At 69.0% G+C, this 24,413-nt stretch carries 23 protein-coding genes; 8 read left to right on the top strand and 15 right to left on the bottom strand.

The features are described from left to right. Positions 1 to 34 precede the first annotated feature (34 nt). The 7 genes from DMH03_RS20665 to DMH03_RS20635 form a co-directional block, all read right to left on the bottom strand. Entirely contained in the window at positions 35 to 832 is a 798-nt protein-coding gene (locus DMH03_RS20665; RefSeq protein ID WP_125793619.1) for an ABC transporter permease, read from the bottom strand. Then, entirely contained in the window at positions 810 to 1,664 is an 855-nt protein-coding gene (locus tag DMH03_RS20660) for a 2-aminoethylphosphonate ABC transporter permease subunit (RefSeq protein ID WP_125793618.1), read from the bottom strand. The genes DMH03_RS20665 and DMH03_RS20660 overlap by 23 nt, the downstream gene beginning before the upstream one ends. Continuing rightward, a complete protein-coding gene (locus DMH03_RS20655) occupies positions 1,661 to 2,722 on the bottom strand; it encodes an ABC transporter ATP-binding protein (RefSeq protein ID WP_125793617.1) in 1,062 nt (353 codons plus the stop codon). The genes DMH03_RS20660 and DMH03_RS20655 overlap by 4 nt, the downstream gene beginning before the upstream one ends. Continuing rightward, the gene (locus tag DMH03_RS20650; protein ID WP_125793616.1) at positions 2,719 to 3,738 is read right to left on the bottom strand and encodes a 2-aminoethylphosphonate ABC transporter substrate-binding protein; all 1,020 of its coding nucleotides are present in this window, start codon (positions 3,736 to 3,738) and stop codon (positions 2,719 to 2,721) included. The genes DMH03_RS20655 and DMH03_RS20650 overlap by 4 nt, the downstream gene beginning before the upstream one ends. Positions 3,739 to 3,742: 4 nt before the next feature. Continuing rightward, entirely contained in the window at positions 3,743 to 4,429 is a 687-nt protein-coding gene (locus DMH03_RS20645; protein WP_125793615.1) for a phosphonatase-like hydrolase, read from the bottom strand. Beyond that, a complete protein-coding gene (locus DMH03_RS20640; protein WP_125793614.1) occupies positions 4,423 to 5,535 on the bottom strand; it encodes a TIGR03364 family FAD-dependent oxidoreductase in 1,113 nt (370 codons plus the stop codon). The genes DMH03_RS20645 and DMH03_RS20640 overlap by 7 nt, the downstream gene beginning before the upstream one ends. 170 nt (positions 5,536 to 5,705) lie before the next feature. Beyond that, positions 5,706 to 6,482 (bottom strand): GntR family transcriptional regulator, encoded by a 777-nt coding sequence (locus DMH03_RS20635; protein WP_125780178.1) that lies wholly within the window; start codon positions 6,480 to 6,482, stop codon positions 5,706 to 5,708. Positions 6,483 to 6,554: 72 nt separating this feature from the next. On the opposite strand from DMH03_RS20635, the gene DMH03_RS20630 reads away from it, so the two are divergent. Then, positions 6,555 to 7,808, top strand: coding sequence for an APC family permease (locus tag DMH03_RS20630; protein ID WP_125793613.1), 1,254 nt, complete (start codon positions 6,555 to 6,557; stop codon positions 7,806 to 7,808). A gap of 124 nt (positions 7,809 to 7,932) precedes the next feature. Then, positions 7,933 to 8,739: a trypsin-like serine protease gene (locus tag DMH03_RS20625; RefSeq protein ID WP_125793612.1), complete on the top strand. Its 807-nt coding sequence runs from the start codon at positions 7,933 to 7,935 to the stop codon at positions 8,737 to 8,739. A gap of 216 nt (positions 8,740 to 8,955) precedes the next feature. Here the strand turns inward: DMH03_RS20625 and DMH03_RS20620 are convergent, their stop codons facing one another. Beyond that, positions 8,956 to 10,062, bottom strand: a complete 1,107-nt coding sequence (locus DMH03_RS20620) for a nitronate monooxygenase family protein (RefSeq protein ID WP_125793611.1) — start codon at positions 10,060 to 10,062, stop codon at positions 8,956 to 8,958. A gap of 8 nt (positions 10,063 to 10,070) precedes the next feature. Continuing rightward, positions 10,071 to 11,687, bottom strand: coding sequence for an acyl-CoA synthetase (locus DMH03_RS20615; RefSeq protein WP_199748949.1), 1,617 nt, complete (start codon positions 11,685 to 11,687; stop codon positions 10,071 to 10,073). A 73-nt stretch (positions 11,688 to 11,760) separates the two neighbouring features. Here DMH03_RS20615 and DMH03_RS20610 point away from each other — a divergent pair, with 73 nt between their 5' ends. Beyond that, on the top strand, positions 11,761 to 12,549 hold the full coding sequence (locus DMH03_RS20610; protein WP_125793999.1) for a crotonase/enoyl-CoA hydratase family protein: 789 nt from the start codon (positions 11,761 to 11,763) through the stop codon (positions 12,547 to 12,549). A 69-nt stretch (positions 12,550 to 12,618) separates the two neighbouring features. On the opposite strand, the gene DMH03_RS20605 is transcribed toward DMH03_RS20610, so the two are convergent. Continuing rightward, a complete protein-coding gene (locus DMH03_RS20605) occupies positions 12,619 to 14,178 on the bottom strand; it encodes an acyl-CoA synthetase (protein ID WP_125793609.1) in 1,560 nt (519 codons plus the stop codon). Between the two features lie 98 nt (positions 14,179 to 14,276). Here DMH03_RS20605 and DMH03_RS20600 point away from each other — a divergent pair, with 98 nt between their 5' ends. Genes DMH03_RS20600 through DMH03_RS20590 form a run of 3 tightly spaced genes read left to right on the top strand, consistent with a single transcriptional unit; the run spans position 14,277 to position 17,484 of the window. Further along, complete coding sequence (locus tag DMH03_RS20600; protein WP_125793608.1) at positions 14,277 to 15,260, top strand: Zn-ribbon domain-containing OB-fold protein; 984 nt, start codon at positions 14,277 to 14,279, stop codon at positions 15,258 to 15,260. 8 nt (positions 15,261 to 15,268) lie between these two features. Then, positions 15,269 to 16,324 carry a thiolase domain-containing protein gene (locus tag DMH03_RS20595; RefSeq protein ID WP_125793607.1) on the top strand — a complete coding sequence of 352 codons (1,056 nt, stop codon included), beginning with the start codon at positions 15,269 to 15,271 and terminating at the stop codon, positions 16,322 to 16,324. After that, positions 16,321 to 17,484, top strand: coding sequence for a thiolase domain-containing protein (locus DMH03_RS20590; protein ID WP_125793606.1), 1,164 nt, complete (start codon positions 16,321 to 16,323; stop codon positions 17,482 to 17,484). The genes DMH03_RS20595 and DMH03_RS20590 overlap by 4 nt, the downstream gene beginning before the upstream one ends. Before the next feature lie 73 nt (positions 17,485 to 17,557). Here the strand turns inward: DMH03_RS20590 and DMH03_RS20585 are convergent, their stop codons facing one another. From DMH03_RS20585 to DMH03_RS20575, 3 genes are read right to left on the bottom strand one after another with little or no spacing between them, the layout of a single operon-like run. Further along, on the bottom strand, positions 17,558 to 18,580 hold the full coding sequence (locus DMH03_RS20585; RefSeq protein ID WP_125793605.1) for a YhjD/YihY/BrkB family envelope integrity protein: 1,023 nt from the start codon (positions 18,578 to 18,580) through the stop codon (positions 17,558 to 17,560). A gap of 48 nt (positions 18,581 to 18,628) precedes the next feature. Then, positions 18,629 to 19,417, bottom strand: coding sequence for a transglutaminase family protein (locus DMH03_RS20580; protein ID WP_125793604.1), 789 nt, complete (start codon positions 19,415 to 19,417; stop codon positions 18,629 to 18,631). A 27-nt stretch (positions 19,418 to 19,444) separates the two neighbouring features. Continuing rightward, complete coding sequence (locus DMH03_RS20575; RefSeq protein WP_125793603.1) at positions 19,445 to 20,671, bottom strand: cytochrome P450; 1,227 nt, start codon at positions 20,669 to 20,671, stop codon at positions 19,445 to 19,447. Positions 20,672 to 20,914: 243 nt separating this feature from the next. Here DMH03_RS20575 and DMH03_RS20570 point away from each other — a divergent pair, with 243 nt between their 5' ends. After that, positions 20,915 to 22,078, top strand: coding sequence for a steroid 3-ketoacyl-CoA thiolase (locus tag DMH03_RS20570; RefSeq protein WP_125793602.1), 1,164 nt, complete (start codon positions 20,915 to 20,917; stop codon positions 22,076 to 22,078). 4 nt (positions 22,079 to 22,082) lie between these two features. Here the strand turns inward: DMH03_RS20570 and DMH03_RS20565 are convergent, their stop codons facing one another. Beyond that, on the bottom strand, positions 22,083 to 22,568 hold the full coding sequence (locus DMH03_RS20565; RefSeq protein WP_125793601.1) for a pyridoxamine 5'-phosphate oxidase family protein: 486 nt from the start codon (positions 22,566 to 22,568) through the stop codon (positions 22,083 to 22,085). Between the two features lie 40 nt (positions 22,569 to 22,608). After that, positions 22,609 to 23,454, bottom strand: a complete 846-nt coding sequence (locus tag DMH03_RS20560; protein WP_125793600.1) for a hypothetical protein — start codon at positions 23,452 to 23,454, stop codon at positions 22,609 to 22,611. 66 nt (positions 23,455 to 23,520) lie between these two features. Here DMH03_RS20560 and DMH03_RS20555 point away from each other — a divergent pair, with 66 nt between their 5' ends. After that, positions 23,521 to 24,387 (top strand): N-acetyltransferase, encoded by an 867-nt coding sequence (locus DMH03_RS20555; RefSeq protein ID WP_125793599.1) that lies wholly within the window; start codon positions 23,521 to 23,523, stop codon positions 24,385 to 24,387. The last annotated feature ends 26 nt before the right edge of the window (positions 24,388 to 24,413 follow it).

Raw genomic sequence — 24,413 nt, 5'->3', positions numbered from 1 at the left:
TTTCAGGACGGAATGAACCTCACCGCCGGTTGCATCATCGCTGCGCCGCGCGGCCGCGGGCCAGACCGAGGAGCACCACCCCGGCGAGCGTGACGGCCAGCAGCAGCACCGTGCTCGCCGACGCCAGGAACACCTGTCCCCGGTCCGTGAGCGCGAAAATGCTCGCGGGCAGCGTCCGCCAGTCCGGTGGGTACAGCATCATCGTCGCGCCCAGTTCGCCCATCGACATCGCCAGCGCGAGACTCGCCGACGCTGAGATCGACGGCAGCAGGACCGGCAGCCGCACCCGTAGCAGCACGCGGACCGGCCCCGCGCCGAGGCTCGCCGCGGCCTGCGCCAGCAGCGGGTCCATCCGGGCGATCGCGGCGGAGACCGTGCTGTAGGAGAACGGCAGCAGGATCATCACGTGCCCCAGCAGCACGATCCAGCGTGTGCCGTTGAAGGCGAGCGGCGGACGGCTGAACGCGACCAGCAGCGCCAGCCCCAGCACCACTGACGGCACGGCGATCGGCAGGTGGAACAGGGTGTCGACGGCCTTCCGCACCCCAGGGCCAGCGGACTGCGACGCCAGCGCGGCCCAAGTCCCCAGCAGCACCGAGACCACCGACGCGATGACACCGGTCTGGATGCTCACCGAAAGGCTCGCGAAGGTCTCCCCGGACAGCGCCTGCGCGAAATGCGAGCCGGTGAGCGTTCCCGGCAGCAGTCCCGTCCAGTTCCCGGCGACCGACGCCAGCACGATCATCAGCAGCGGGGCCAGCACGATCGCGGTGAACAGCACCGCGAACATGGCCCACAGCAGTATCCGGCTACGCCTTGTCCACAGCAGCACGACGGCCTCCCTTCGTCAGTCGCCGGTAGGTTCCGTACAGGGCGAGGGAGAACACGACGTTGACCACCGCGATGACGCACGCCTGCGGGAAGTCGAACGTGACGATCCCCTTGCCGTAGACCAGCATCGGCAGCGTCGTGACGTCCTTGGCGCCGAGGAACAGCACGATGCCGAACTCGTTCATCGCCAGCAGCATGGTCAGGCAGGCGCCGGAAGCCAGTGACGGCAAGGCTTCCGGCAGGATGACCTGACGCAGCACCCTGCCGGGTTTCGCGCCGAGACTGGCCGCGACCTCCATCTGCGCCGACGACACCTGCCCGAACGCGGCGAGCGCCGGCCGCATCACGAACGGCGTGTAGAAGGTGATCTCCGCCAGCAGGATCCCGAACGGCGAGTACAGGAATCCGCCCGCGCCCAGGATTCCGGCGCTGCCGTAGATGAAGGTGAACGCGAGCGCGATGAGAAACGACGGGAACGCGAGCACGGTGTCCACCAGCCGCGAAAGCGTCCGCGCGCCGGGGAACGGCACGAACGCGATCACCAGTGCCAGGAACGTTCCCAGCACCACGCAGCCCGCCGTGGCGCCGAGCGCGAGCACGACGGTCTTCCAGGCGGCGTCCCGGAATTCCGCCGAACCCAGGACGTCCAGCCACACCGACAGCCCGAACTCGCCGGTCTTCGACTCCAGCGACTGGAGGACGACCAGCACCAGCGGGTAGCCGAAGAAGCCGAGCAGGACGAGCACCGGTGGCAGCAGGAGCCAGCCACGGCCGGGCTGTTTCTCCTGTCGCCGCGCCGGTGCCGCCGTCGCGGCCAGCGCGAGACCGGTCATCCGACACCCACCAGCGGGCAACCGTCCGGAATGGACACTCCGACCTTCTCCCCCACGCCAGGCAGTCCCTCGATGTCCGGCACTTCGGCCCGGACCTCGTCCCCGTTGTGTGCGAGTTCGAGGTCGAGCCGGAAACCCGTGCCACGCCACTGGACACCGCGCAGCACGGCGGGCAGCGCGGCGAGGGCGTCGACCGCGGTGATGCCGACCCGATGCGGCCGGACGCCGAGCGCGACGGGCTGCCCCGCGCGGATCGTCCCGGACGGGTCGGCGGCGAGTTCACGGCCGCCGAGCCGGACCCTGGTGCCGTCGGCCTGGATCAGCTCGACCGGGATGAGGTTGGACGCGCCGAGGAAGCTCGCCGTGAACTCCGTCGAGGGGCGCTGGTAGAGCTCGCGGCTCGGCCCGAGTTCGACCAGCTTCGAGTCGCGCATGACGGCGATCCGGTCGGCCAGCGCCAGCGCCTCGCCCTGGTCGTGGGTGACGTAGATCAGCGTGGTGTCGGGCAGTTCGGCCCGCAGCCGCAGCAGTTCCGCGACCATGTCCTCGCGCAGGGCGGCGTCCAAAGCGGACAGTGGCTCGTCGAGCAGCAGCACCCGCGGGCGGATCGCCAGCGCCCGTGCGAGCGCGACCCGCTGTTGCTGCCCGCCCGAAAGCTCGCGCGGATAGCGGCGGGCGTACTTGCCCATCCCGACCAGGTCGAGCGCCTCGGCCATCGGGGTCGCCGTCTCGGCGCGGGGTGTTTTCCGTGCCTTGAGCCCGAAGGCGACGTTGGCCTCGACGCGCATGTGCGGGAACAGCGCGTAGCTCTGGACGACCACGCCGAGACCGCGCCGGTGCGGCGGCAGGGCGGTGACGTCCTCGCCGTCGAGCAGGACCCGGCCGGTGCTCGGTACGACGAAACCCGCGAGCGCCTTCAACGCCGTCGACTTGCCGGAGCCCGACGGGCCGAGCATCGCCAGTGTCTCCCCTCTCGCCACGGTGAGGTCCAGTGGCGAGAGGGCGGTCGTCTGTCCGAACCGGACGGACACCCCGCGGAATTCGACCGCCGGGGTCATCGGCCCACGGCCTTCTTGTACGCGGCGAGGTCGGCGTCGAGCTTCGCGAGGACGGCGTTCCAATCGGGCTGCCAGATCTCGACGCCGTCGAGCGCGGCCTTCACCTTGTCCGCCCGCGGCCCGGACGGCGTGACGTCGGTCCGCGACGGGGCACCGAAGGCGTCGACGGCCTTGCCCTGCACCTCGGGCGAGAGCAGGAAGTCCAGGAACTTCTTGGCGTTCTCGGCGTGCGGCGCGTTGTTCACGAGACCCGCGTAGTACGGGAGCGCGAACGTGGACCGCTTGCCCTGCGCGTCGGCCGGGAAGAAGACCTCGAAACCGCCGCTCTTCTCGATCGCGGCGAGGTTCATCTGCACGTCGCCGTTGGCCACCAGGATCTCGGCCTTGGCCACCTTCGGCTGCAACTTGCCGGTGGAGGACGACGGGCCGACGTTGTTGGCTTCGAGCTTCGCGAGGTAGTCGAGCGCGCCCTGGTCGCCGAGGACGTGCTGGAGTTGCAGCAGGACCGCGGTGCCGTCGCCCGCCTCGCCGGGGGTCGAGTACTGGAGCTTGCCCTTGAGCGCGGGCGACAGGAGATCGTCCCAGGTCTTGGGCGAGACCTGCGGGTTACGGATGAAGCTGAGGTAGTTGTTCATGACGGCGAAGTAGCGGCCCTGGCCGTCCTTCTGCCCGGCGGGGACCTGGTCGATCCCGGACGGCGCCGCGGTGGCGAGCAGGCCCTGCGACGCGGCCCGCTGGATGAACGGCGGGAGGGTGACCAGGATGTCGGCCTGGGTGTTGGCCTTCTCCTTCTCCACCCGCGAGGCGACCTCGCCGGAGCCGGCCGTCACCGCCTGCACGGTGATGCCGGTCTTGGCCTTGAACTCCTCGAAACGCTGGGCGTACCAGTCTTCGAGACCGTCCACTGTGTACAGCGTGACGGTCTGGTCGCCGGAAGCGCCGCCGGCGGTTCCGCCACAGGCGGCCAGGGTGAGGGCGAGCAGCCCGGTGAGGGCGGCGGCCGCGAGTTTCTTCATGGCGTCAAAGCTCCTTGGGGGACAGCAGGGCGGGGAGGTCGCGGACGGATTCGAGGACGTGGGTGGCGCCGGCGGCTTCCAGTTCCGGCTTCTTCGCCGATCCGGTGAGCACTCCGGCGACGAGTGAAGCGCCGGACGTCAGCCCGGTCTGGATGTCCGAAGGCGTGTCACCGGCGACGGCGATGCGGCGGACGTCGGTGATTTCGAGCCGCAGCGCGGCGGCGAGGACGAGGTCCGGGAACGGGCGGCCACGAACACCCTCGCCTGGCGCCAGTACGGCGTCGGCGAGGCCGTGCCAGCCCAGTGCGTCCAGGATGGCGTTCTGGGTACTGGCGGCGAAACCGGTGGTGAGGGCGACCTTCACCCCTTGGGCGCGCAGCTCCTGGATCGTCTCCTCGGCGCCGGGGATCGGCTCGCAGTGGCCGTCGGCGACGAGCTTGCCGTAGGCGTCCTGGAACGCGGTGTTCGCGCGCTGGGCGAGTTCCTCGTCCCCTTCGAGCAGCGCGCGGAAGACGACGATCTTGGACTGCCCCATGGTTTCGACGACGTAGTCGAGCATGCCGGGGAAGCGACTGTCCTCTTCGGACACACCGGCGGCGGCGATCGCCGCGGTGAAGGCGCGGATCACCAGACCGTCGTCGGCGACGGTGGTCCCGGCCATGTCCAGGACGACGAGTTCGGTGTTCACCATGAAAGCTCCTCGGCGGTGTCTTCGGCGATGGCGGGCGAGCAGGTCATGCCCCGGCCACCCGGACCGGTGACGAGCCACGCGTTGTCCGCGACGCGGGCGCGGTGCACGATCCGGGACGTGTCGATGGTCTGGGCGTAGACGCCGGCCCAGCGGCGGGCGATCCGCGGGAGCGGCCGTCCGAGCAGCGCCCCGGCGACCTCGGCCAGGTGGTCGTACGGGTCTTCGGTGGTGTCGAAGGAGAACGGCTCGTCGTATTCGTGGGTGTCGCCGATGGTCAGCGAGCCGTCGAGGCGCTGGACCATGAGCAGCTGCATGGCGTTGGCGGCGGCGATCTCGCCCTGTGGCTGGCCCGCATCGAGGCCGTCGAGTTCGGCACCGCGGTACGCCGGGTAGTAGCGGAAGCTGTCCGCGTCGGCGACCGTGGTGGTGAGGGTTTCCCCGAGCGGCTCGGTCTGCGCCATCTGCAACCGCACCCGGCGGACCGGGGTCTGCCCGGCGAGTTCCTTGACCAGGCCACCGGTCCAGGCGCCGGTGCACAGCACCACGACGTCGCCTTCGTGGGTTTCGCCCGTGTCGTCGACGACGCCGCGATCGGTCAGGTCGCGGATCTCACGGCCGGGCAGCCAGGTGTAGCGGCCGGATTTCGCCAGTTCGGCGCGCAGGGCGGGCTGAGCGACGCGCGGTTCGACGGCGGCGTCGCGATCGCACCAGAGCGCGCCGAGGAAGTCGCCGCGCAGGGCCGGGTTCAGCTCGCGGGTCTCGGCGGCGTCGAGCAGTTTGAAGCCGCGGTCCTCGGTGGTGGCGGCCGCCGCCCGCGCGACGGCGAGTTCGGCCTCCGTGCGGACGACGGTGAGGGAGCCGTTCGGCCGGAAGCCGATCCCTTCGACGCGTTCCCCGATGCGCTCCCACAGCACGCGCGCCCGCGCCGCCGTCTCCAGTTCGGGACCACTGGCACGGCCACCGACCCAGACCAGCCCGAAGTTGCGTACGGACGCGCCCCTGGCCTCGGGTTCGCGTTCGATCTGGACGACGTCGTGGCCGCGTTCGACGGCCTGCCAGGCGTGCTGGGTGCCGAGCACTCCGCCGCCGATGATGAGGATTCGCACCCCGCAGACGTTCGTCCGCGCGCACCAACGCTCCGTGACCCCAGCCCTAACCCCAGGTGAAGTGCCCCCGAAATGTGGACCAGACCTGTTATCTTCGCGTTACATTAGGCTCCGCGTTTCGTCCTCTGGATGCGGTCGTTGAAAGTACAAATACCGCGACTGGAGCCTGGCTACTCCACCCGTCCGAGGCGGGTTTCGAAGGACAACCGGTCGCCGCGGAACAGCGACCGGACGCGCTCGAACGGGACGCCGTCGGTCCCCCACGACGTCCGGTGCATCAGCAGCATCGGCAGCGCCGGGTTCGTCCCGATCAACAACGCCTCGCGAGGAGTGGCGAGCACGGTCTCGACACGCTCCTCGGCGCCGTCGAAGACCACCCCGAGCCGTTCCCGCAAACAGGCGTAGAGGGACTGTGTGGGATCGAACACATCCATCAGCGTCGGGAATCGCTCGGCGGTGAGATAGGTCGATTCCAGCCCGACCCGCTCGTCGTCGGCGAGCAGCACCCGCTCGATGTGGATCACGTCGTCGTCGGGATCGATTTCCAGTTCCGAAGCCAGCGATGGACCCGCCTCACGACGTTCCAGCGAGATCAAATTCCGGCCAGGCTGAATGCCCTGCCTCCTGAGTCCTTCGGTGTAACTCACCAAAGCGAGCGGCTGGACGAGCTTCGGGCCCGCCACGTACGTGCCGCTGCCTTGTCGCCTGCTCAGGCGTCCTTCGAGGACGAGTTCACCGACGGCCTGGCGGACCGTGGCGCGGGAAACCTCGAAGCGTTCGGACAGTTCCCGTTCCGTGGGAAGTGCCGCTCCTTGCCCCAATTCGGAGATCACGTCGAGCAGTTCGACTTTGACCGCGTAATAGCGTGGAACGCGGCCGTGTTCGGGAATTCCGTCTCGAACAGGGCCGTCGGCAGAAGGATGGACTCTCGGTGAACGTGTTCTCACTGTCCAGATCTTAGGCCGAATTCACCTGCCCTGTACTGACCCGAACGAAGTGTTCATGCCACGCTCACACTCGTGGACGAAAAGGGCACCCTCATTCGGCGGATCGGCGTCCGCGACGCGGTCTTCATCGGACTCGGCTCGATGGTCGGGGCCGGGGTCTTCGTCGCCTTCGCCCCGGCCGCCAGGGCCGCGGGAGCGTGGCTCCCCGCCGGGCTCGCCATCGCCGCCGTGATCGCCTATTGCAACGCGACGTCGTCGGCCAGGCTGGCCGCGCTGTACCCGGCTTCGGGCGGGACCTACGTCTACGGACGCGAACGCCTTGGCGAGTTCTGGGGGTATCTCGCCGGCTGGGGTTTCGTGGTCGGCAAGACGGCCAGCTGCGCGGCGATGACACTGACCGTGGTCACCTACGCCGCGCCAGGGCTCGGGCAGCCGTGGCGGAGCGTGTTCGCGGTGGCCGTCGTGGCCGCGCTGACCGGGCTGAACTACCGCGGTGTCCAGCGCTCGGCGTTCGCGACCAGGCTGATCGTGTCCGTCACCCTGACAATCCTGGCGCTCGCGGTGGCCGCGATGCTCTTCGGCGGCACGGTGACGACGGCGTTGCCGGGCCCGCTGCCCGCTCCCGGGCTCGGCGGCGTGTTCGAGGCCGCCGGCCTGCTGTTCTTCGCGTTCGCCGGCTACGCGCGGATCGCCACGCTGGGCGAGGAGGTCCGCGATCCGGCGCGCACCATCCCGCGCGCCGTGCCGATCGCACTCGGGCTGGCACTGGTCGTCTACGCCGTTCTCGCCCTCGTCCTGCTGTACCACCTCGGCCCGGATCTGCTCGGCCGCAGCCCGGACCCGATCGCGGAGGGCGTCGAGAGGTCGTCCTGGTCGTGGCTCACGCCCGCGGTGCGGGTGGGCGCCGTGATCGCCGCGCTGGGCTCCCTCCTCGCGCTCGTCCTGGGTGTCTCGCGGACCACGCTGGCCATGGCGCGCGACGGGCATCTCCCCCGCTACCTGACCGCGGTGCATCCTCGCTTCGGCGTCCCGCACCGGGCCGAGGTGACCGTCGGTGTCGTCGTCGCCCTGCTCGCGAGCACCCTCGACCTCCGCGGCGCGATCGGTTTCTCCTCGTTCGCGGTGCTCGCCTACTACGCCGTGGCGAACGCCAGCGCGCTGACCCTGCGCCCCGCACGTCGGATCATCCCCATCGCGGGTCTGCTCGGTTGCGCCGTGCTCGGGTTCAGCCTTCCAGCGGTTTCGGTGCTCACCGGTTCAGGAGTACTGGCGTTGGGCGCTCTGGGCTACGCCATTCGTCGGCGGCTCGGCCCGAACGTCCGTTAATCACCACCAAAGGCTGAAAGATCCGAAGAAAGTTGGTTGTCCCGGTGTATGTCCACCTGCTGTAGTCAGTTGGCCGCAGTCAGTCTCCCTGCCTCAACTGTGGACAGCCGGAAGGAATGAACCCTTGAACATCAAGCGTCGGTTCAGCCTGCTCAAAAAATCCCTGATCGCCGTCGCGGCGGCCGGAACCCTGGCGGGTCTCGCCACGGCTCCGCAAGCCGTCGCCGCGGAGCCGCCGTCCACCGATGTGGTCGGTGGGACCCGTGCCGCTCAGGGCGAATTTCCTTGGATGGTAAGGCTTTCCATGGGTTGCGGCGGTGCGCTCTACACTCCGCAGATCGTGCTGACGGCCGCGCACTGCGTGTCACGGACCGGGGCCAACACGGGCATCACCGCCACCCTCGGTGTCGTGGACCTGCAGAGCACCGCGGCCAAGAAGGTCAAGTCGACCTACGTGCACCGGTCGCCGACCTACCCCACCTCCACCGGTGGTGACTGGGCCCTGATCAAGCTCGCGAGCCCGGTCACCGGCATCCCGACGCTGCCGATCAACACCTCGGCGGCCAACAACAGCGGCACGTTCACCGTCGCGGGCTGGGGTGCCGCGACCGAGGGCGGAGCGCAGCAGCGTTACCTGCTCAAGGCCAACGTGCCGTTCGTCTCCGACTCGACCTGCAAGGCGCAGGGCGGCAGCTACGCCGACCTGATCGCCAGCGCCGAGATCTGCGCGGGCAACGTCAACTCCGGCGGCGTCGACACCTGCCAGGGTGACTCGGGCGGCCCGATGTTCCGTCGCGACAGCGCCGGTGCCTGGATCCAGGTCGGCATCACCAGCTGGGGCGAGGGGTGCGCGCGGGCGCACGCTCCCGGCGTCTACACCGAGGTGAGCACCTTCGCGACCGCGATCAAGAACGCGGCCGCCGGTCTCTAGGTTTCCTCGCACGGCATGCCATGAACGGTCCGTTACTTGCGAAATTTGCAAGTAACGGACCGTTCATGGCGTTCGGGGGAAGGCAGCGAAAGCCGGGCATGCCCCCGATGTGGCATTGGGGGCGGTCAGCGTCCCCAATGCCACATCGGGGGCATCAGGCCGCGGCGCGAGCCGACATCGCACGCAACACGCCACGTTTCGCCTTACCCGTCGACTTCAGCGGGTCTTGTCCAAACGCGACAGTGCTTCTTCGTATCCCGACACGAGCTCCGAGATCACGTCGGCGACCGGGCGCACCCGGTCCATCCGCCCGACGATCTGCCCGACGGGCATCGAGACCACACTCGGATCCGCGGCGTGGTGGATCCGGTTGTGCGCGTGGGACACCAGCAGGTTCTGCAACGGCATCGGCAGCGGTTCGGGCGCGTCGGGTGCGGCCCACGCCTCGGTCCACCGCGTCTTGAGCAGCCGCGCCGGTTTGCCGGTGTAGATCCGCGTCCGGACGGTGTCGGACGAACCCGCCGCGACCAGCGCGCGTTGCATCGCCTCGGAATCCCCCATGGTCTGGAGGTATTCCTCGGTGGCGAGCCAGAAGGAACCCATCCACACCCCGGACGCGCCCAGCGCGAGCGCCGCCGCGACCTGCCTGCCCGAACCGATCCCGCCGGCGGCGAGCACCGGGACACGGTCGCCGACGGCGTCCGCCACCTCGGGCAGCAGGACCATCGACGCGATCTCGCCGGTGTGCCCGCCCGCCTCATATCCTTGCGCCACAACGATGTCCACGCCGTTCTCGACGTGCCGGACGGCGTGTTCGGCCTTGCCCGCCAGAGCCGCGACCGGTACTCCCTTCGCGTGACACTGCTCGATGACGTCCACCGGCGGTGACCCCAGCGCGTTGGCGATCAGCCGGATGGGATGCTTCAGCGCGACCTCGACATGGGCCCGCGCGACCGAATGCAGCCAGCCGAGCACTCCCGCGCGTTCGTCGGTGTCGTCCGGCAGCGGCGGCACCGCGAGGTCACGCAGAGTGCGCTCCACGAAGTCGCGATGCCCCTGGGGGATGTGTTTCGCGAGATCGATCGACGTCCCTTCGGCCGGGATCTTGGCAGGCATGACGATGTCGACGCCGTACGGTTTGCCGCCGGTGTTCTCGTCCATCCAGGACAGGACGGAGTCGAGTTCGGCGGCGTCGTTGAACCGCACGCAGCCCAGCACGCCGAGACCACCCGCCCGGCTGATCGCCGCGGCGACGTGTTCGGACGGGGTGAACCCGACGATCGGCAGCTCGATCCCGAGCCGGTCGCACAGAGACGTCCGCATGAAACTCCTTACGCCGGTTGGATGGTGACGGGCTCGTGCTCGGCGGCGTAACGCTGCGCCCACGGATAGTCCGGTTTGCCGCTGGGCGAGCGCCCGATCTCCTCGGCGAGCCACAGACTGCGTGGCACCTTGTACCCGGCGATCTCGGTCCGCACATGCGCCTCGATCGCGGCGAAGTCGAGCTCCTTGCCCGCCCTCGGCTGGATCACCGCGGCGACCCGCTGGCCGAGCCGGTCGTCGGGGAGGCCGATGACGAGCGCGTCGAAGACGTCCGGATGCGACTTCAGCGCGCCCTCGACTTCCTCCGGGTACACCTTCTCGCCGCCGGTGTTCACGCACTGCGACCCCCTGCCGAGCAGGGTCACCGTGAGGTCGTCCTCGTAGCGCGCGTAGTCACCCGGGACGACGTACCGCTTGCCGTCGATCTCGACGAAGATCTTCTCGCTCTTCGCGGGATCCTTGTAGTACCCGAGTGGAACGTGCCCGCGCCGCGCGATCAGCCCGATCGCGCCCGGTTTCGGCTCGACGAGCCCGCCGTCGTCGTCCACCAGGATCGCGTCCTTGCCGAAGTTGACCCGCGGGCCGGCGGAATGATCGCTGTCCTTGCTGACCATGCCGATGCCGGTGAACCCGCTTTCGGAGGATCCGATCGCGTCGGTGATCACCACATGCGGGAGCAGCGACAGGAATTCCTGCTTCACCGACTGGGAGAACAGGGCCGCGTGACTCGACACCGCGACGATCGACGACGCGTCGTAGTCGCCCTCGCGGTAGGCGTCGATCAGCGGCCGCGCCATCGCGTCGCCGACGATGGTGAGCACCTGGACCTTGTTGTCCTGCACGGCTTTCCAGACGTCGTGCGCGTCGAACCGCGGGACGAACACCACCGGGCTGCCGGTGAACAGCGCGCCGAACGCGGCCCACTGCGCGGCACCGTGGATCAGCGGCGCGGCCGGGAGCCGGACCAGGCTGCCCGACTTGCCCTGTTCGGCGAGCGTCCATTCGTCCGGGACGTACTCGCCGGTGACGAAGTTGATGCCGCCGCCGAGCGCGCGCCAGATGTCCTCGTGACGCCACAGGACGCCCTTGGGATAGCCGGTGGTGCCGCCGGTGTAGAGGATGTAGATGTCGTCGGCGCTGCGTTCGGCGAAGTCCCGCTCGGGCGAGCCTTCGGCGAGCGCGGCTTCGTAGTCCACGCCGCCGTAGGACGAGTAATCGCCGTCGCTTCCGTCGTCGACGACGACAACGTGTTTCAGTTTCGGCGTCTCCGGCAGGACGGCGGCCACCTTGTCCGAATACTGGCGCTCGTGGACCAGCGCCACGAGGTCGGCGTTGTCGAACAGGTACCGCAATTCGCCGTGGACGTAACGGTAGTTGACGTTGACCGCGATCGCGCGCAGCTTGTACGCGGCGATCATCGATTCCAGTGCCTCGATCGAGTTCCGGGAATAGACACCGATGTGGGCTCCAGGTCCCACGCCGTGTGCGGCGAGATGGTGCGCCAGCCGGTTGGCGCGCTCTTCCAGTTCGGCGAAGGTGACCCGCCGATCGCCGCAGACGACCGCGATGCGCTCCGGCACGGCGTCGACGGCGTGCTCGAGTAGATCCGCGATATTGAGTGCCACTCCTTCAAAGTAGAACATGTTATCGTTCCGGGCAATGGCCGCTCCTTGGGAGGCTGAAACTTTGAAAAACGTGGTGGGCGAACCGCACGCACTGGTGGAAAAGATCGAACACACCCTCGTGGTCACGATGAACCGGCCCGAGGCCCGCAACGCGCTCAGCGGCGAGATGCTCGGCATCATGGTCGAGGCGTGGAACCGGGTCGACGAGGACGACGACATCCGCTGCTGTGTGCTCACCGGCGCGGGTGGCGCGTTCTGCGCGGGCGCGGATCTGAAGTCGATGTCGAAGAACTCGCCGTCCGACTCGTTCGAGAAGGGCACGTTCGACCCCAGCCGGATCGAGGGCCTGCTCAAGGGCCGCCGGCTGACGAAGCCGTTGATCGCCGCCGTCGAAGGCGCCGCGATCGCCGGCGGCACGGAGATCCTGCAAGGTACCGACATCCGCGTCGCGGGCGAGAGCGCGAAGTTCGGCGTCTCCGAGGCGCGCTGGAGCCTGTTCCCGATGGGCGGTTCGGCCGTGCGGCTCCCCCGCCAGATCCCGTACACCGTCGCCGCGGACCTGCTGCTGACCGGACGGCACATCAAGGCGGCCGAGGCGCTGGAGATCGGCCTGATCGGCCACGTCGTCCCGGACGGGCAGGCCTTGGACAAGGCTCTCGAACTCGCAAGCCTCATCTCCGCGAACGGCCCGCTCGCGGTCCGCGCGATCCTCAAGACCCTGCGCGACACCGAGGGCATGCACGAGGAAGAGGCCTTCAAGCTCGACGCCCAGTACGGCATCGAGGTCTTCGCGAGCGAAGACGCGAAGGAAGGCCCCCGCGCCTTCGCCGAGAAGCGCAAACCCGTCTTCAGGGGCCGCTAACCCCCGCATTTAGTCCTCTCGATGCGGGTAGTTGCACGCGCAAGCACCGCATCGAGAGGACTAAACGCGTCAGGGGACGGGGTGACCGGCCCAGTAGGGGTCGCGGAGCTTGCGCTTGTAGAGCTTCCCGTTCGGGTCGCGGGGGAGTTCGGGCAAGTAGTCGACGGAACGCGGGAGTTTGAACTTCGCGAGCCGCGACGCCGCGTACTCGAGGATCTCCGCGGTCAGCTCGTCGGAGGGCTCGACGCCGTCCACGGGCTCGACGACGGCCTTGATCGCCTCGCCCCAGTCCTCGTGCGGGACACCGAACACCGCGACGTCGGCGATCTTCGGGTGCATCACCAGTTCGCCCTCGATCTCCGCCGGGTAGATGTTGACCCCGCCCGAGATGATCAGGTCCGCCTTGCGGTCGTGCAGGAAGAGGTAACCGTCCTCGTCGAGATGCCCGACGTCGCCGAGCGTGAACAGGTCCCCGACGCGCGCTTTGTCCGTCTTGGCCCGGTCCTTGTGGTACTCGAACTTCGAGTCGCCCATCTTCATGTACACGGTGCCGGTCTCGCCGGCGGGCAGTTCCGTGCCCTCGTCGTCGAGGATCTTGATCGTCGAACCCGGCCACGGCAGCCCCACCGAACCCGGCTTCTCGAGCCACTCCTCCCCCGAGATCGCCGTCCCGCCGCCCTCGGTGGCCGCGTAGTACTCGGTGACGACCGGCCCCCACCAGTCGAGCATCCGGCGTTTGACCTCCAGCGGACAAGGCGCGGCGCCGTGGATCATCACGCGCAGCGAACTCAGGTCGTAGGCCGCGCGGACGTCGTCCGGCAGCGCGAGCAGGCGGCGGAACTGTGTCGGGACCATATGACTGTGCGTGACGCGGTGCCGCTCGATCAGCCGCAGCATGTCCTCGGCGTCCCAGCGGTCCATCAGCACCGCGGTATGCCCCAGCTGCAGCGAGATGGCGACGAAGTTGAGCACCGCCGTGTGATAGAGCGGTGATCCGCACAGGTGCACGTGCTCGTCGTGCGGCGCCAGGCCGAAGATCCCGAAGAACCACGTCGACGCGCCCGGAACGGAGTCGGGGTCGGCGCCGGTCAGCGGCCGCCGGACACCCTTGGGCCGTCCCGTGGTCCCGGACGTGTACAGCATCGGCGAGCCCGCGGTGCGCCGCTCCGGACGCCCGTCGCCCTCGCCGGAGCCGAGTTCCTCGATCCGGCGGAAGCCCTCGACGTCGCCGACGGCGAATCGCCCGCGTTCCGGGATCCCGGCCTCGTCGGCGGCGGCGATCGCGACGTCGGCGAAGCGTTCGTGCGCGAGGAAGGCCTTGGCGCCGCTGTCGGAAAGGATGTAGGCGACCTCCGGCCCGACCAGATGCCAGTTGACCACCACGATGTACAGACCCGACTGGATGGCGGCGAAATAGGCCGCGACGAGTTCGTCGCCGTTGGGCTGCAGGACGACGATCACGTCCCCGGCCTCGAGCCCGAGCGCCTGAAGCCCTCGCGCGTAGGCGTTCGCTTTCGCGGCGAGCTCTCCGTAGCCGATCGAGCGGCCGTCCGGATCGACGAGTGCGACCCGCTCCGGCTCCTGCGCGGCGATGTTCCAGACCCCAAGTGTCCCGGTGGCAGTCGACATACCCGCAAATCTAGAACGTGTTCCACTCAAGAGCAACCGTCAGCGGGCCCGACACGACCGATCTTGCCGGAAAATCGAGAACGTGTTTCACTCAAACGGTGAGCGCACCCGAACTCCCGCTGTCGGCCCCGCTCAACGTGGGCTTCGACTACACCCGCTCGGTCGGCCCCGTGCTCGGCCGGTTCGTCAACGCCCTGCGCGAGCGCCGCGTCGAAGGCGTTCGCGGCAGTGACGGCCGCGTGCACGTGCCGCCGCTGGAATACGATCCCGTGACCGCCGAGGTGCTGTCCGACTTCGTGCCGGTGGCCTCCGAGGGCGAGATCGTCTCCTGGTCCTGGATCGCCGAACCCCTCGACGGCCAGCCGTTGTCGCGGCCGTTCGCCTGGGCGCTGATCCGGCTCGACGGCGCCGACACGTCGATCCTGCACGCGGTCGACGCGGGCTCCCCCGCGAGCGTCCACACTGGACAGCGAGTGCGGATCCGCTGGGCGGACGAGACCGTCGGCCACATCCGGGACATCGCCTACTTCGTCCCCGCCGACGGCCCCGACACAGAATCCACCGAGGCGCCTCCCCCGATCGCGAAACGCGAAGAGGGCGCGCCGGTCAGCGTGGTGATCACGCCGATCCACCTGCGGTACGAGCATTCCGCGTCACCGGAGGAAAGCCGGTACCTACGCGGGCTCGCCGAGGGGAAGCTGATCGGCCAGCGCTGCCCGTCCTGCGAGAAGGTCTACATCCCGCCACGCGGCGCCTGCCCGACCGACGGCGTCCCGACCACCGACGAGATCGAACTGCCCGACACCGGCATCGTCACCACGTTCTGCATCGTGAACGTGCCGTTCCTCGGGCAGAAGATCAAACCGCCGTACGTGGCCGCGTACATCCTGCTCGACGGCGCGGACATCGCGTTCCTGCATCTCGTCCTCGGCTGCGACGCCGCCGACGTCCGGATGGGCATGCGGGTCCGGGCCGCGTGGAAACCGCGGGACGAATGGTGGACGTCGCTGGAGAACATCGGCCACTTCGAACCGACCGGCGAGCCTGACGCACCGTACGAATCCTTCGCCCACCATCTGTGAGGACCACCGTGCCAGATGTAGCAGTCGTGGGCTTCGCGCAGGCCCCCAACGTCCGCAGCACCCCGGGCACCACCAACGGCGTGGAAATGCTGGTGCCGATCTTCGCCGAGGTATTAGAGCGCACCGGTCTGTCCAAAGAGGACATCGGGTTCTGGTGCTCCGGTTCCTCGGACTACCTCGCCGGCCGCGCGTTCTCGTTCATCGCCGCGGTCGACGCCATCGGCGCCTTCCCGCCGATCCACGAGTCGCACGTCGAGATGGACGCCGCTTGGGCGTTGTACGAGGCGTGGCTGAAGATCCGGATGGGCGAGGTCGACACGGCACTCGTCTACGGGTTCGGCAAGTCGTCCGCCGGGCAGTTGCGCCGGGTGCTGGCCCTGCAAATGGACCCGTACGTCGTCGCGCCGCTGTGGCCGGACTCGGTGAGCGTCGCCGGGATCCAGGCGAGGCTCGGACTCGAAGCGGGGCTGTGGTCCGAAAAGGATCTCGCCGAAGTCGCCGCGCGCAGCCGCGCCGACGCCACCGGGAATCCCGCCGCGCAGCTCTCCGGATCGGTCGAAGTCGCCGATCTCCTTGACGCCCCGTTCGTCGCGGATCCCTTACGCGCTCACGACATCGCCCCCGTCACCGACGGCGCCGCCGTCCTCGTGCTCGCCTCGGTCGAGCGAGCGGCGGACCTCGTCGACAGTCCCGCGGTGATCACCGGCATCGAGCATCGCGTCGACTCCCCCGCGCTCGGTGTCCGGGATCTCACCAAGTCACCGTCCACAGTGGCCGCCGGGCGCGCGCTCGATCTCGACGGCGTCGAGGTCGCGGAACTGCACGCGCCGTTCACCCATCAGGAACTGATCCTGCGCGAGGCGCTGGGCCTCGGCGACCAGGTGCGGATCAACCCCTCCGGCGGTGTCCTGACCGGAAACCCGATGTTCTCGGCGGGACTGGCGCGGATCGGCGAGGCGGCGAACCGCATCCTCGACGGCAGCGCCCGCAAGACCCTCGCCCACGCGACCAGCGGCCCCGTCCTCCAGCAGAACCTGGTCGCGACCTTGGAGGTCCTCTCGTGAAGCACCTCGCGGCCGTACTGGGAACCGGCCAGACCCACCACAAGGCCAAACGCACCGACGTGTCCATGCCCGGACTGCTCCGGGAGGCCATCGACCGCGCGATGCTCGACGCCCAGACCGGCTGGGACGACATCGACGCCGTCGTCCTCGGCAAGGCGCCGGATCTGTTCGAGGGCGTCATGATGCCCGAACTGTTCCTCGCCGACGCGCTCGGCGCGACCGGGAAACCGTTGCTGCGGGTGCACACCGCGGGCTCGGTCGGCGGGTCGACCGCGCTCGTGGCGACGTCGCTGGTGCAGGCCGGGGTGCACAAACGGGTGCTGACCGTGGCCTTCGAGAAGCAATCCGAGTCGAACGCGATGTGGGGCCTGTCGATCCTGCCGCCGTTCCAGATGCCGGTGGGCGCCGGGGCGGGTGGCTATTTCGCGCCGCACGTGCGCTCGTACATCCGCCGGTCCGGCGCGCCCGACCACGTCGGCGCGATCGTCGCGGCCAAGGATCGCCGCAACGGCGCCCTCAATCCGTACGCTCATCTGCGGCAGTCCGACATCACGGTCGAGTCCGTGCAGGCGTCGCAGATGCTGTGGGACCCGATCCGCTACGACGAAACGTGCCCGTCCTCGGACGGCGCCTGCGCGATGGTGATCGGCGACGAAGCCTCGGGCGACGCCGTCCCCGGTCGCGCGGCGTGGATCCACGCGACCGCGATGCGCACCGAACCGACCACGTTCGCCGGACGCGACCAGGTGAACCCCCAGGCCGGACGGGACGCCGCCGCCGCGCTGTGGCGGGACGCGGGCATCACCGACCCACTGTCCGAAGTGGACACCGCCGAGATCTACGTGCCCTTCTCGTGGTTCGAGCCGATGTGGCTGGAGAACCTGGGATTCACCGACGAGGGCCAAGGCTGGAAGCTCACCGAGGCCGGCGAAACCGCGCTCGGCGGCCGCTTGCCGATCAACCCGTCGGGCGGCGTGCTGTCGTCGAACCCGATCGGCGCGTCCGGGATGCTCCGCTTCTCCGAAGCGGCCAAACAGGTGATGGGCCGGGCCGGGGACTACCAGGTCGACGGCGCGCGGATCGCGCTCGGGCACGCGTACGGCGGCGGTTCGCAGTTCTTCTCGATGTGGGTGGTGGGGTCGGCGAAACCCGGTTCCTGATGGCCCTGTGGCGCTATGAACGGTCCGTTACTGGCAAATTTTGCCAGTAACGGACCGTTCATAGCGCTTGGGGTCAGGGGCGGCGGCGTGGCCGGAGGCGTTGCGCGGCCAGTGTCGCGACCACCCCGGTCACCGCACCCACCAGCACCGGTTTGAAGCCGTGCCGATCGGGCGCCGCCACCACGGGCCGGACCACCACGGGCGGCGGCGGCCGGACCGGATCCGGCGGGGCGTCGCGCGCGGTCGCCGTCCAGGCCGTGACGAACACCAGCATCCGGGCCACCAGCGAGATGAAGAAGATCAGGCCGATGATGGAACCGAACGCGACCCCGGTCGGCGAGTTCCCGATCAACCGCAGGTAGATCCCACCGGCCTGCTTCAGCAGTTCGAAGCCCAGTGCCAGCGCGACCGCGCCGCGCATCGCGCTACGGACCCCGACCGGTTTCCGCGGCAGCCGGGTGAGCACCCAGAGGAACACGAGCCAGTTCGCCAGCAGTGCCAAGGGAATCGAGATCGCCGACAGCACGTTGTGCCCCCAGGCGGTGTCGTCCACCCCGGCCAGCCCCAGCAGATACCGGCCGAGCGCCGAGCCGGAAATCGTGATGGCGAAGGAGACCAGCAGCGCGCTCGCGAGGCCGAGCAGCGCGAGCAGGTCCGCGGCGATCGTGCGCAGCAACGGCAGATCCGACCGGTTCTGGCCCCACAGCGCGGTGAGCGCGTCGCGGAGTGAGTTCATCCAGTTCCAGCCGGAGTACAACCCGATGATCAGACCGATGATCCCGACGCTGGTCCGCTGCTCCACGAACCCGGTGAGCAGTTCGCCGGCCTTGTCGCCGAGGCCGCCGGGCAGGGTGCCGGTGATCGCGCTCAGCATCGACTCGATCAGCTGCGGCTGGCTCGCCAGCACGAAGCCCGCCACCGACACCGCGACCATGAGGATGGGCACCAGCGAGAACAGGCTGAAATAGGTGATCGACGCGACGTAGTGGTAACCGCCGTACTCGATGTAGCGGTTCACCGCCCGCGCCACGTGGTCCAGCCAGCGGTAGCGGGCACGCAGCCGCTTCCATTTCGTCGGTGCTTGCTTCTCCCTCACACGCCAATGTCTACCTCAGCGAGGTCACGGCTCGTGGTCAACACGCGATCAAGCGAGCGCGATCAACCCAGAGCCGTCGTCCTCCGGCAGTGCCGGGCCCGCGGTCGCCAGGACGGTGTTGCCGAGAAAGTCCAGCTCACAGCCGAGGGTGGAGAGGAACGCGGTGTCGGCGGCATCGCGTCCGGTCGCGATCCGGCACAGGCTCTGCCTCGGCGCGAGGCCGGTCGCGTCGAAGACGTACCAGCGGCCGTCGATCGCGGCCTCGAACACGGCGTGGAAGTCCATTGGGGACAGTCCGGGCGCGTAGACCGCGGCGAACCGGGCGGGGATGTCGATCACGCGGCACAGCGAGATGCAGACGTGCGCGTAGTCGCGGCAAACCCCTGCCCCGGCGAGGTAGGTGTCGACGGCGTCGTCGGTCGGCGAACCGGAACCGACCACATAGGACAGGTGCTCGCCGACATGCCGGACGATCGCCTCCACCTGGGTGCGCCTGTCGGGCAAGCCACCGAAGCGGGACAACGCGAGCCCGCCCATCCGGTCCGAGGGGCAGTACCGGCTGGGCCGGGTGTAGCGGATCAGATCGTCTTGGCCGAGCGGCTCGGCGTCGGCGGGGTCGAGCTCGCGCTGGGCCCGGTATCGCACGACGTGTTCCCCGGACGGCAGATCGACGACCTGTGCCCGGGTCCCGTGTTCGAACGCCACCTGGCGCGGCGGCGCGGGATAGGCGAACTCCTCCTGGGCGGCCCCGCCGGCGAGCGCGACCACGAACGCGGCGGGGCCGGGTTTCGTGACCCGGAAGGACATTTCGACATCGACCTGAACGTGGGGACCCATGGCCCCATGGTGCCCCACGCCATCGGCTCAGGCGTACCGGACCTGGTAGTGCTTGATCCCGTTGAGCCAGCTCGACCGGAGCCGGTCCGGCGGGGCGACTTCGGTGATGTCCGGCATGACATCGGCGATGGCGTTGAAGATCAGATCGATTTCCAGCCGCGCGAGGTTGGCGCCGATGCAGTAGTGCGATCCCGTGCCACCGAAGCCGACGTGCGGGTTGTCCTCGCGGAGGATGTCGAACTTCTCCGGCTCGTCGAAATGGTCCGGGTCGAAGTTCGCGGAGCTGTAGAACATGCCGACCCGGTCGCCCTTGCGGATGTGCTGGCCGCCGAGTTCGGTGTCCCTGGTCGCGGTGCGCTGGAAGGCGACCACCGGCGTCGCCCAGCGGACGATCTCGTCCGGGGCGGTCTTCGGCCGCTCCTTCTTGTACAGCTCCCACTGATCGGGGTGATCGAGGAACGCCTTCATCCCGTGGGTGATCGCGTTGCGCGTGGTCTCGTTGCCCGCGACGGCGAGCAGGATGACGAAGAAACCGAACTCGTCGGAGGCCAGCGACTCACCGTCGACGTCGGCTTGGATCAGCTTCGTGACGATGTCGTCCATCGGGCACTTGCGCCGCTCTTCGGCCATGTTCCAGGCGTAGCCGACGATCTCCGCCGACGCGGCGAGCGGCTCGACCTCGTACTCGGGGTCGTCGTAGGAGACCATCTGGTTCGACCAGTCGAAGACCTTCATCCGGTCTTCCTGCGGGATGCCGATCAGTTCGGCGATGGCCTGCAACGGAAGCTCGCACGCGACGTCCACGACGAAGTCGCCGGAGCCCTTTTTCTTGGCCTCGCTGACGATCTTCTCCGCGCGATCGCGCAGGGTGTCCTCGAGTTTCGAGATCGACCTCGGCGTGAAGCCCTTCGACACGATCCGCCGCAGCTTCGTGTGCTGCGGGGCGTCCATGTTGAGCAGGACCAGACGATTGGCTTCGAGACTGTCGTCGGTCATGTTCTCGTCGAACCGGATGATCGCGGTCTTCTCCCGCGAGGAGAACAGCTCGCTGTCCCTCGACACCGCCTTGACGTCTTCGAGCCGGCTGACCACCCAGTAGCCGTCATCGCGGAAGCCCGCGGTGTTGTGCGGCTGCGGGTTCCACCAGACCGGTGCCGTACGGCGGAGTTCGGCGAACTCCTCCAGAGGCAGTCTGGTGGCGTAAAGATCCGGATCGGTGAAATCGAAACCGGCGGGGATCAGGGGAGCGGCCACGGGCTACCTCCTACGCGGTTCGCCAATGAAACACGTTCTAGACCCGATTGAAGCATACGGCGTTTACCAAGTGAAGAGTTTCAGTGAAACCCGTTTACTCAGGCAGCGGGAACCCTTCGAGCGCGGCATGAAGCGGGAACGGCGACCAGTGATCAAAAACCGGCCGATCCAGGGGTGACTTGCTCAAATCAAGAACGTGTTCTACTTTTCTCGGTAGTGAACGGTGTTTCCCAGGAGGCGAACGTGGGTAGTCCGGTGATCGTCGAGGCGGTCCGCACCCCTATCGGCAAGCGGCGGGGTCACCTGGCGGGGCTGCACGCCGCCGAGATCCTCGGCGCGGCGCAGCGCGCCCTGCTCGAACGCGCGGGACTGGATCCGGCGCTGGTCGAGCAGGCGATCGGCGGTGCGGTGACCCAGGCCGGCGAGCAGGCGGGCAACGTCACGCGCACGGCGTGGCTGCACGCCGGGCTCCCCGAGACCACGGGTGCGACCACCATCGACGCCCAATGCGGCTCGGCGCAGCAGGCGACACATCTGATCGCCGGGCTCATCGCGGCCGGGGCGATCGACGTGGGCGTCTCCTGCGGTGTCGAGGCGATGAGCCGGGTCCCGCTCGGCGCGAACCGCGGCGAGGGCATCGGCACACCACGGCCCCAGACCTGGTCGATCGACATGCCGAACCAGTACGGCGCGGCCGAGCGGATCGCGGAACGCCGCGGGATCACCCGCCACGACGTCGACCTGTTCGGGACCGCGTCGCAGGCCAAGGCGGCAGCCGCTTGGGCAGCGGGACACTTCGATCGCGAGGTCGTCGCGGTGAAGGCACCCGTGCTCGGCGAGGACGGCACGCCGACCGGCGAGACACGGCTGGTGTCCCGTGACCAAGGGCTGCGTGACACGACCGTCGAAGGCCTCGCCAAGCTCAAGCCCGTCGTCGAAGGCGGCGTGCACACGGCCGGGACGTCGTCGCAGATCTCCGACGGCGCGGCCGCGCTCCTCCTGATGGACTCGGATCGGGCGAAGGCGCTGGGCCTCGAGCCGCGAGCGCGGATCGTCTCGCAGGCCTTGGTCGGCGCCGAGCCGTACTACCACCTCGACGGTCCCGTGCAGGCGACCGAACGTGTCCTGGCCAAGGCGGGGATGACGATCGGCGACCTCGACCTCTTCGAAGTCAACGAGGCGTTCGCTTCAGTTGTGTTGTCGTGGCAACGGGTGCACCGGGCGGGCGAGGACAAGGTCAACGTGAACGGTGGCGCGATCGCGCTCGGGCATCCCGTCGGCAGCACCGGCGCCCGCCTGCTGACCACGGCGCTGCACGAACTGGAACGCCGTGACGCGAGCACCGCACTGGTGACGATGTGCGCCGGCGGCGCGCTTTCCACCGGCACGATCATCGAACGGATCTAGCGCGCTAGCCCAAGCCGACCTCGACCACCGGACCGTTGTCCGGCCTCGCGAGCCGTTTGCTCCCCTGACCCTCCTTCCAGAAGTCGAAATAGATGGTGTTGCCCTCGACCCAGGTCAGCACCGCCTCGGTGAGGTCGAGCCGGAAGACGTGTGCCTCCCCGTCGTCGCCCTGCAGGCGGGCGACTTCCGCCGGATCGGTGATCTCGACGGCCTTTCCCGACACCTTCGCGTCCGCGCCGCCCTCGTCGATCGCCGAGGCGGCGTGGATCGCGAACCTGCCGTCGTGCCGCAGATCCTTCGCCTTCATCGCGCCGATCATCGAACCGATCAGCAGGTCCTGCTCACGGAAATCGACCTCACTGCCACTGACCCTTGGCGAGCCGTCCCGCCGGACCGTCGCCAGCACATGCGACTTCGCCGCGGTGAACCGCTCTTTGATCTTCTCCGCCAGCGCGGGTGCCTCTTCACTGAACTGCTGCCACGTCGCCATGCGGAACACCGTCCCACCGGGGTCCGACAGTTTCGAGCGGTCAGGGCCGCGGCGCCCCCATCGGGTTCGGCAGCGGGATCGCACCGGTGTCGAAGATCCGGCGGCTCAACGGGACGGCGATCCGCAGGACTTCGGCTGCCCCGTCCTCCCCGAGTGCTTCCGAGGGGCCCGCGGCGAGGCGGTCGGTCTCGTCTTCGATCCGTTGGCGCAGCGCGATTCCCTGCTCGGTGAGCTTCAAATCGCCGTCGAGGATGCCTCGTCCGGCCAACCGCGCGACGCTCTCGTCCCACTCGTCATCGGACCACCCACGATTGATCTGGATGACCTCGCGGGTCACCGCCCCGCTGCCGATATGGGTCAGCGTGGTGTCGAGTCCGCGCAGTCCGGCGGCGACCGCGGAAAGCACGTGACCGTCCCCGCGATGCTCGCGCAGCACCGTCGCCGCGAGCCAGCTCCTTCCGACCGGCGTGGCGGGCCTGGCGACCGATGACCAGGCGGCGGCGAGCGGCCTGGCCGCGAAATCGCAGCCGGTGACGGCCTGTTCGAGCAGATCGGCCAGTTCTTCGAAAGGCGCGTCGGCGGGCAGGATCCGGTGCAGGGCGGCCTCGACGGCGTCCATCCGGCTCTGGAGCACGGCAGCCGGTTCGGCGTATTTCCACGCGTCCGGCAGGGATCGCGCGACCCTCCGCGGGGCGAACCCGAAGAGCATCGCGGTCGCGGGTGGTTCCGGCAGCGGCCCGAACGGCGCGACCCGGCCGGCGAAATAGCCCATCCACCAGCCCGGCAGACCCACCGCCTTGGCCGCGGCCGCCGTTTCCGGGGCGAAGTAGACGACGGCGTGCAGCGGCTCGACCGCCTCCCAGAGACGGCGCTGAAGTGACTTCACGTCCTCATCTTGGCCTCACCGAAAACCGGATGCGAGCCCACCGTCCGGTGGTGTGTGATCACCGGCATGGCGATCGACTTGGAGCGACCGGGACTCGACGGGCTGAACGAGGCCGTGGACGCGCTGCGGGACTGGCAATCCGAAGGGGTGGCTTGGCAGCTGCATCCCGGTGACCTCGGCTGGTTCTGGCGCTCGGGGGCGGAGGCGACGGCCGCGGCGGTCCGGATCTGGCGCCGCGACGGCCGGATCGTCGCCGTCGGGCTCCTGGACGGGGCCGACCTCCTGCGGGTGACGACCGCGCCCGATGTCCGTCGGGACGAGGAACTGGCTCAGCGGATGGCCGAAGACGTGATCGCGCCGGAGCGCGGTGTGCTGCCGTCGGGGGAGGTGGCCGTCGAGGCGCCGATGGACGCGCTGCTCCAGGATCTGCTGCCCGGACACGGCTGGCGCACCGGCGAACCGTGGACGCCGCTGAGCCTCGACCTCGCCGAACCGGTGAAGGCCCCGGACCTGCGGATCGAGACGATCGGACCGGACAACTGCCACGTATGGGCCGACGTGATGCGAGGAGCGTTCGACGGCTCGACGTTCACTCCCGAGAAGTGGCGCACGATGGCGACCGGTGCGCCGTACGCCGACTCCCGGTACCTGGTCGGGTACGACGAGCGGGGCGAGGCCGTCGCGGCGGTGGCCGTGTGGTCGGCCGGTCCGGGCAAACCCGGTGTGCTGGAACCGATGGGCGTGCACCGGGACCATCGCGGGCACGGCTACGGCAGGGCGATCACCTTCGCCGCGGCGGCCGCGCTCCGGGAGCTGGGGTCGTCGAGCGCGGGCGTGAACACGCCGAGTTCCAACGTCGCCGCCGTCGCGACCTACGAATCGGGTGGCTTCAAGCGGCTTCCCGAGGTCAGGGATCTCGCACGGGACGCTTAGGGCCCCAGGGACCGCAGTCGTGGGGA

The sequence above is a fragment of the Amycolatopsis sp. WAC 01376 genome (genome assembly GCF_003947415.1).
GTDB lineage: Bacteria > Actinomycetota > Actinomycetes > Mycobacteriales > Pseudonocardiaceae > Amycolatopsis.
Note: the sequence above shows the minus strand (reverse complement) of the source record. Positions and strands in the feature narration are given on the sequence as shown.

What these genes read in the sequence shown, in the direction of transcription:
- DMH03_RS20645 (WP_125793615.1), bottom strand. Translation starts at nt 4,429, where the DNA reads ATGGTGAACACCGAACTCGTCGTCCTGGACATGGCCGGGACCACCGTC.
- DMH03_RS20620 (WP_125793611.1), bottom strand. Translation starts at nt 10,062, where the DNA reads ATGCGGACGTCTCTGTGCGACCGGCTCGGGATCGAGCTGCCGATCGTC.
- DMH03_RS20555 (WP_125793599.1), top strand. Translation starts at nt 23,521, where the DNA reads ATGGCGATCGACTTGGAGCGACCGGGACTCGACGGGCTGAACGAGGCC.
- DMH03_RS20660 (WP_125793618.1), bottom strand. Translation starts at nt 1,664, where the DNA reads ATGACCGGTCTCGCGCTGGCCGCGACGGCGGCACCGGCGCGGCGACAG.
- DMH03_RS20580 (WP_125793604.1), bottom strand. Translation starts at nt 19,417, where the DNA reads ATGGGTCCCCACGTTCAGGTCGATGTCGAAATGTCCTTCCGGGTCACG.
- DMH03_RS20605 (WP_125793609.1), bottom strand. Translation starts at nt 14,178, where the DNA reads ATGTCGACTGCCACCGGGACACTTGGGGTCTGGAACATCGCCGCGCAG.
- DMH03_RS20650 (WP_125793616.1), bottom strand. Translation starts at nt 3,738, where the DNA reads ATGAAGAAACTCGCGGCCGCCGCCCTCACCGGGCTGCTCGCCCTCACC.
- DMH03_RS20565 (WP_125793601.1), bottom strand. Translation starts at nt 22,568, where the DNA reads ATGGCGACGTGGCAGCAGTTCAGTGAAGAGGCACCCGCGCTGGCGGAG.
- DMH03_RS20655 (WP_125793617.1), bottom strand. Translation starts at nt 2,722, where the DNA reads ATGACCCCGGCGGTCGAATTCCGCGGGGTGTCCGTCCGGTTCGGACAG.